Source organism: Propionivibrio dicarboxylicus, from assembly GCF_900099695.1.
Taxonomy (GTDB): Bacteria; Pseudomonadota; Gammaproteobacteria; order Burkholderiales; family Rhodocyclaceae; genus Propionivibrio; species Propionivibrio dicarboxylicus.
On record NZ_FNCY01000001.1, the window covers coordinates 732,224 to 738,249 of the forward strand.

6 protein-coding genes and 3 tRNA genes are annotated in these 6,026 nt (G+C 59.4%); 8 read left to right on the forward strand and 1 reads right to left on the reverse strand.

Features of this window, described 5'->3' with window-relative positions:
* Window positions 1–104: 104 nt before the first annotated feature.
* The 4 genes from BLR25_RS03555 to BLR25_RS03570 are packed head-to-tail and all read left to right on the forward strand — an operon-like array spanning window position 105 to window position 4,180.
* Complete coding sequence (locus BLR25_RS03555; RefSeq protein WP_091933466.1) at window positions 105–467, forward strand: thioredoxin family protein; 363 nt, start codon at window positions 105–107, stop codon at window positions 465–467.
* Window positions 460–2,994 carry an ATP-binding protein gene (locus BLR25_RS03560; protein ID WP_176785735.1) on the forward strand — a complete coding sequence of 845 codons (2,535 nt, stop codon included), beginning with the start codon at window positions 460–462 and terminating at the stop codon, window positions 2,992–2,994. Before BLR25_RS03555 ends, BLR25_RS03560 begins: the two co-directional genes overlap by 8 nt.
* Before the next feature lie 4 nt (window positions 2,995–2,998).
* A complete protein-coding gene (locus tag BLR25_RS20880; RefSeq protein WP_143009754.1) occupies window positions 2,999–3,475 on the forward strand; it encodes a hypothetical protein in 477 nt (158 codons plus the stop codon).
* Between the two features lie 60 nt (window positions 3,476–3,535).
* Entirely contained in the window at window positions 3,536–4,180 is a 645-nt protein-coding gene (locus BLR25_RS03570) for a response regulator (RefSeq protein WP_091933476.1), read from the forward strand.
* A gap of 3 nt (window positions 4,181–4,183) precedes the next feature.
* On the opposite strand, the gene BLR25_RS03575 is transcribed toward BLR25_RS03570, so the two are convergent.
* Window positions 4,184–4,924 carry a class I SAM-dependent methyltransferase gene (locus tag BLR25_RS03575; protein WP_091933722.1) on the reverse strand — a complete coding sequence of 247 codons (741 nt, stop codon included), beginning with the start codon at window positions 4,922–4,924 and terminating at the stop codon, window positions 4,184–4,186.
* 188 nt (window positions 4,925–5,112) lie between these two features.
* Here BLR25_RS03575 and BLR25_RS03580 point away from each other — a divergent pair.
* The 4 genes from BLR25_RS03580 to BLR25_RS03595 all read left to right on the forward strand — a co-directional run.
* Window positions 5,113–5,197 (forward strand) — tRNA-Tyr (locus BLR25_RS03580).
* A 60-nt stretch (window positions 5,198–5,257) separates the two neighbouring features.
* Window positions 5,258–5,331, forward strand: a tRNA-Gly gene (locus tag BLR25_RS03585).
* Window positions 5,332–5,361: 30 nt separating this feature from the next.
* A tRNA-Thr gene (locus BLR25_RS03590) sits at window positions 5,362–5,436 on the forward strand.
* Between the two features lie 39 nt (window positions 5,437–5,475).
* Window positions 5,476–6,026: GTP-binding protein (locus BLR25_RS03595; protein WP_143009755.1), on the forward strand; the 551-nt coding region annotated here is incomplete at its 3' end.

The following is a 6,026-nucleotide window of genomic DNA, read 5'->3' on the forward strand; positions in this document are numbered from 1 at the left end:
CGGTAGCCGTATGCCTGGGCGTCGGTCCGTTTAGGTTTTCCGGCCTGACGTAGCGCGGGGTGATTGTGGTCTGCGGTTGAATTGAGCGAGGGAGCGTTTCGAGCATGGAGTTTGCCGTCATCTGCCTGTGTGCCGAATGGTGCGGAACTTGTCGCGAGTACCGGGCAGGGTTCGAGGCGTTGGCGGATGAGTTCCCGGAGATGCGTTTCCACTGGGTCGATATCGAGGATCAGGCAGACGAGATGGGTGATCTCGATGTCGAGAATTTTCCGACGGTATTGATCCGGCGCGGTGGGGATGTCCTGTTTTTCGGGACGATGCTGCCGCACCATGGCGTGTTGAAGCGGATGCTTGAGACCTTCGCTGAGCAGTCGCTCGACGAGAGTCGGCGCTATGCCCGTTCTGCGCCGGAGCGTTTGCTCTGGCAGAGCGATGCCGATTTGGTGGGGCTGGCGGCGAATGGCTGAGCGCCGGCATCCGAATCAGGTGGTGCCGCTGATGTTGGCACCCTGGCTGCTGGTGGTCGCGGTGATGTCGATGCTCTTGCTGCTGGGCGGGCAACTCTGGCTGAGTTACCGCGATCAGGTCAACACGGCGGAAATAAGTGCCTACAACCTGGCGGCGTTGTTCGAGGCGCGTTTTGAGGCGCGCTTGCGCCAGATTGACGCCGAACTCATCGCGCTTCGGCGTGATATTTCCGCCGACGTCCTCCGTCCTGGTGCGGTCGTGCGTCATCGGACCGGCATGAATGCGAGTCTGGAGCGGCGCATGATCAACCGAGACGACATGGTCGGTTATCGCGTGGTCGATGCGGGCGGCAATCTGTTGTATTTTTCCGGCGCGCTGGATATCAGTCGGATGAATGTCGTGGATCGCTCGTATTTCCGCCAATTGCGCGAAGATCCAAGCGATCGTCTGGTTATTTCCGAGGTGCTGGCAGGGCGGGGGGTTCGTAAAGACGTGCTGGTGCTGGCACGAGGCCTGCGCAATGACAAGGGAGACTTCCTTGGGGTTGTCTATGGTTCGATCGACCTCGGCTTCTATCGGCGTCAGTTTTCCGCGCTTGAACTGGGACACTACGGTTTGATTGCGTTGCGTCGGGACGACCACTCGCTGGTGATCCGCTCTCCGGATCTGCCGGGAGACGTCAACACCGCGTTACCGTCCGAACATCCTGTGGTGCGGAGATTGGCTCTGCCGGAGCGGCTTACCACATTGCACTACGAAGCTGCGCCGGATTATGTCCCGCGCATCATGAGCATCGTCAGGATGCGGGATTTTCCGTTCTACTTCGCGGTGGGGCTGGGCAAGAACGAAGTGCTGGAAGTCTGGTATCAGCAAGTCGTTGGCGTTGTCGTTTCGGCCGCCATGGTGTTCACCCTTCTGGGCGTCCTGTTGATGCGGTTGCGGCGAGCTCAGGCGCATCAGCAGCAGGTACTGAGCGAGCTTGCGGTGAGCGAATCGCAGTTTCGCGAGCTCACTCAGTTGGTGCCGGTCGGAATTGCCCGGTTTGACGACGCCGGCAATTGCACCTATGTGAATGACCGTTGCGCGGCGATCGCCGGGCGCAACCGGGAGGAAATGACCGGTTCGGACTGGACGGGCTTCGTGCATCGCGAAGATCGATCCGGCCTTCCCCGTCGCAGCATGGTTGGCCGCATCCTGCAGCGTCCGTATGCCTGCGAACTTCGTTTTGTCCAACCGGGCGGCACCTTGGCCTATGTTCAGGTCGAGATCAGGGCCGGCGTCGCCTCGGACGGCAGTGTGCAGGGGTATCTTGCGGCGCTGACGGATATCACCCAGCGCAAGCGGACAGAGGCCGAGTTGCTCGAAGCCAAGCAGCGCGCCGAGAATGCCGACCTCGGCAAGACGCGCTTCCTGGCAGCGGCCAGCCACGATCTGCGTCAGCCGATTCAGGCGATCAACCTGTTTCTCGATGCCTTGCGTCGTACCGATCTGAGCCCGGAACAGAAGGCGATTGCCGATTTTCTGTCGCGCTCGGGGCATGCGCTGAGTGAATTGCTCTACTCCCTGCTCGATCTTTCCAAGCTTGACTCCGGTCAGATCAAGCCGCAGCCGCGTTGCGTCGAGTTGGAAGAGATTTTCCGTGCGATCGACGCTGAATTCTCGACCTTGGCACGGCAGAAAAATCTCCGGTTCAAGCTGTTTTTCCCCTTCGCGCCAACAGTGTTGTTCATCGACACCGGTCTGCTTATGAGTATCGTGCGCAATCTGATCGACAACGCCTTGAAATACACCGAGCGCGGCGGCGTTCTGGTCGGTGCGCGCAAGCGCCGCGGGCGCATGGTGATTCAGGTGTGGGATACCGGCGTGGGGATCGATCCGCGCGATGGTGATCGAATATTCGAAGAAAGCTATCAGGTCAGCGATTCGGTGCTCGACCGCAGCAAGGGCTTGGGGCTCGGGCTGACCATTGCTCGGCGCATGGCGCAATTGTTGGAGTGCGAATTGTCGTATCGTTCGCGACCGGGACAGGGATCCGTTTTCGAAGTAATGCTACCGGCGTATGAGATTCCGGTCGCCGCCGCCATTCCGGCAATTAAGCCGGTGGCATCCGTTCCTCGTGGCGTGGACGAGTCCTTGCTGGCGGGATGGTCGGTGGTCGTGGTGGAAGATGATCCGATGGTTGCCAAGGCGATCGAGTTGTCGCTCGACGAGTTTGGTGTCAGCACTCAACTCTATGATTCCGCCGAGCGCGCACTCGGCGCGCAAGCGGTTCTGGCTGCAGATTTTTATCTGTCCGACCTGAATCTCCCAGGGATGGACGGCATGGCGTTCCTTACCGCCGTGCAGGAACGACGGACGACGCCGGTGCAGGCGGTCTTGATGACCGGCGAGGCGCTTCGGCGCGAGATAATTGCTGCGTCATCGCCCTGGCCCGTCCTCCTCAAGCCGGTCGAAATGGTGGATTTGCTGGCGGCGATGAGTGTCGCGGCGAGAAATGGAATAGATCGACAAGCCTTGGTGGGGTGATGGCATGTATTTCGGGCGGAAGTCGTTGGTCTTGCTCTGCGCGTTATTTCTCTCAAATATTTCTGTACGGGCCGATATCAGCGAGGGCGATTGTGTCGTTTTGCGTGAAGGCGGTGAGGGTCGTTTGCTTAAATCCCCGACGTTCTGGGTGAAAGGCGTGGTGAGCGAAATACACCGTGAGCGACAGTCGGTGAAGGAATGTCCTGCGGCTGCCAGGGCTGGGTCGGCGGTGACGCGGGAAGCCTTGTGGCAACTGGCGCGCGCGACGCCCTGCGTGTTCGGGCGGGTCGAAGGCGATTCCGCCGATGTCGATGTGACGCGGGCGCGGATCGTCGTGGAATCGTGGGAGACGCCGTGGACGGCAGCACACGGCGAAACCGGACTCCTCTTTCGCGGCACCTATATTGGTGAGCCGCTCATCAAGGGCGGTGCGATCGAAATGCCGGTCGATTGGCTCAAGTCATGCGCGGTGCAGCCATAGTTCCGTTGTTTCCTAGCGTGCTATAGTTTGCCGCAAATCAATTCAGCGGTTCGTTCCCGTATGCTCAAACTGCTCATCGTCGAAGATCATGCCTTGGTACGCGAGGGCTTGGCGCAAACGCTGCGCCAACTCGAGTCCGATGTTACGGTACTTGAAGCGGCGGATTGCGATATCGCCAGTCAGCGATTACAAGAGTCCGGTTCGGTGGATTTGATGCTGCTGGACCTCGGTTTGCCGCGGCTGGATGGGCTGTCATATCTGGCCACCTTGCACAAACGTTATCCGGATATGCCCGTCGTGATTCTTTCTGCTTTTGACGATGCGGCGACCGTGGGCAAAGCGATGAGAGCCGGCGCTGCCGGCTTTGTTTCGAAGACGTATTCCAGCGAGCGCCTTCTGGAAGCTTTGCGTGAGGTGTTGGCCGGGCGGCCGCTGGCGTCTGCCGGTCTTGCCTTGTCGACGGTGGTGACGCCCAAGAGCGCTGCCGCACGCAAGATCGACCCGTCGGAAATTGGTCTGACGGGGCGGCAAATTGAGGTGCTCAGGTTGATGGCGCATGGCAAGTCGAACCGCGACATTGCGGCCTTGCTTGGTTTGTCCGAAGGAACGGTCAAAGTCCACATGACCGCCATATTCAAGGCGCTCGGCGTATCCAGTCGCACGCAGGCGATGGTGACTATCAGCCAGAATGGTATCCGGCTCTAGTTCTCAAGGAATCCGATAACAGTAAAGTTGCGTCTGGCGGGTGTCGTCGACCTGAATGATCTCGGTCGGCGAGACGTCGGGGATTGCGAACGAATTGCTGACGAGAATTGATCCTGGCTTCATTTCACGCAGAGCCTTTTGCCAAAGCGCCGCCATCGGGGCGGGCGAGAGGAAGGCGTAAACACCGTCATAGTCGCCCAAAGATTGGTCCCAAAGGTTGGCGTGCTGCCAGAGAATGTTGGCAATTCCGCGCGTACGGATTCGTCCGATCGCCCATGAGGCCGGCGCGTTCTCCACGCCAGTGAAGTGTTTGTCGGGCAGTGCTTGGGCGAGTGGTACAAGCGTGCTGGCGATGCCTGCGCCAAGGTCGACGAAGCGCACCCCCGGATGCTGCCGCAGGAGATCGCTCAGAGTTTCGACGGTCGCTGCGTTGCTGAGATACAGGGGGATGCGGCCGCTGGCGGCGCCGCGGAAGAACAGCAATAAGGCGATGAAGCCGAGCAGAAACCACCCGGGTGGGATGTCGAGGCGCGAAACGGCCCAGGCGGCCGGCACGAAAAGCGCATGAATCCAGAGCCACCAACTCGGTTGGTGGCTGAGGCGGGCAAGGAGCAGAGCGACTGCGCCAATGCCGAACGCTGTTTCTGGCCAGGGCAGGGGTTCGCTCCGGAGTCCGAAATAGGGCCAGGCGAGCGACAAGACGAGGATGACGGCGGCACCCTGGACGGCGCATTGTCGAAGCATCGTGCGCGGGGGGGCGGTGGGTTCGGTGCCTGTTGCGTCGGCGTTTGGCTCGTAATTGTCTGTGGGCATGAATGGCAAAATAGTCAAAATATCTCGAAACAGGGCGCAGATATTGCTATAATTCTACTCTTATCGGAAAGGCACTTGACAAAGTGCAGCGAGTGCACCATACTTGCTGGTTCCGAGTTGGAGGGATACCCAAGCGGTCAACGGGAACAGACTGTAAATCTGTCGGCTCTGCCTTCGAAGGTTCGAATCCTTCTCCCTCCACCAAGAATTCCGCCGTGTCTGGTTGTGATTGCAGTAAGTTGGTTGCAGCGGGGTGATGGTTTCGCGGGTGTAGCTCAATGGTAGAGCTGAAGCCTTCCAAGCTTAAGACGAGGGTTCGATTCCCTTCACCCGCTCCATGTTGCGGCAGGTTTTACGACAAGCAGGGCGCCCATGTAGCTCAGTGGTAGAGCACTCCCTTGGTAAGGGAGAGGTCGGCAGTTCAATCCTGCCCATGGGCACCACGAATTGGCCTTTATTTTTAACGTATCGAGGTACCGGCTATGGCTAAGGCAAAATTTGAACGTACGAAGCCGCACGTGAATGTCGGCACGATTGGTCACGTTGACCATGGTAAGACGACGCTGACGGCGGCGATCACGACGATCTTGTCGAAGAAGTTTGGTGGTGAGGCGAAGGCCTACGACCAGATTGACGCGGCGCCGGAAGAGAAGGCACGCGGCATTACGATCAACACGGCGCACGTGGAATACGAGACGGCGACGCGTCACTACGCGCACGTTGACTGCCCGGGCCACGCTGACTACATCAAGAACATGATTACGGGTGCTGCGCAGATGGACGGCGCGATCCTGGTGGTGTCGGCGGCCGACGGTCCGATGCCGCAAACGCGTGAGCACATTCTGCTGGCGCGTCAGGTGGGTGTTCCGTACATCATCGTGTTCATGAACAAGTGCGACATGGTTGATGATGCTGAGCTGCTCGAGCTGGTTGAAATGGAAGTTCGCGAGCTGCTGTCGAAGTACGAATTCCCTGGCGACGACATTCCTATCGTCAAGGGCTCGGCGCTGAAGGCGCTGGAAGGCGACACGAG

Coding starts and splice junctions, on each gene's coding strand:
- BLR25_RS03560 (WP_176785735.1), top strand. CDS start 460: ATGGCTGAGCGCCGGCATCCGAATCAGGTGGTGCCGCTGATGTTGGCA.
- BLR25_RS03555 (WP_091933466.1), top strand. CDS start 105: ATGGAGTTTGCCGTCATCTGCCTGTGTGCCGAATGGTGCGGAACTTGT.
- BLR25_RS20880 (WP_143009754.1), top strand. CDS start 2,999: ATGTATTTCGGGCGGAAGTCGTTGGTCTTGCTCTGCGCGTTATTTCTC.
- BLR25_RS03570 (WP_091933476.1), top strand. CDS start 3,536: ATGCTCAAACTGCTCATCGTCGAAGATCATGCCTTGGTACGCGAGGGC.
- BLR25_RS03575 (WP_091933722.1), bottom strand. CDS start 4,924: ATGCTTCGACAATGCGCCGTCCAGGGTGCCGCCGTCATCCTCGTCTTG.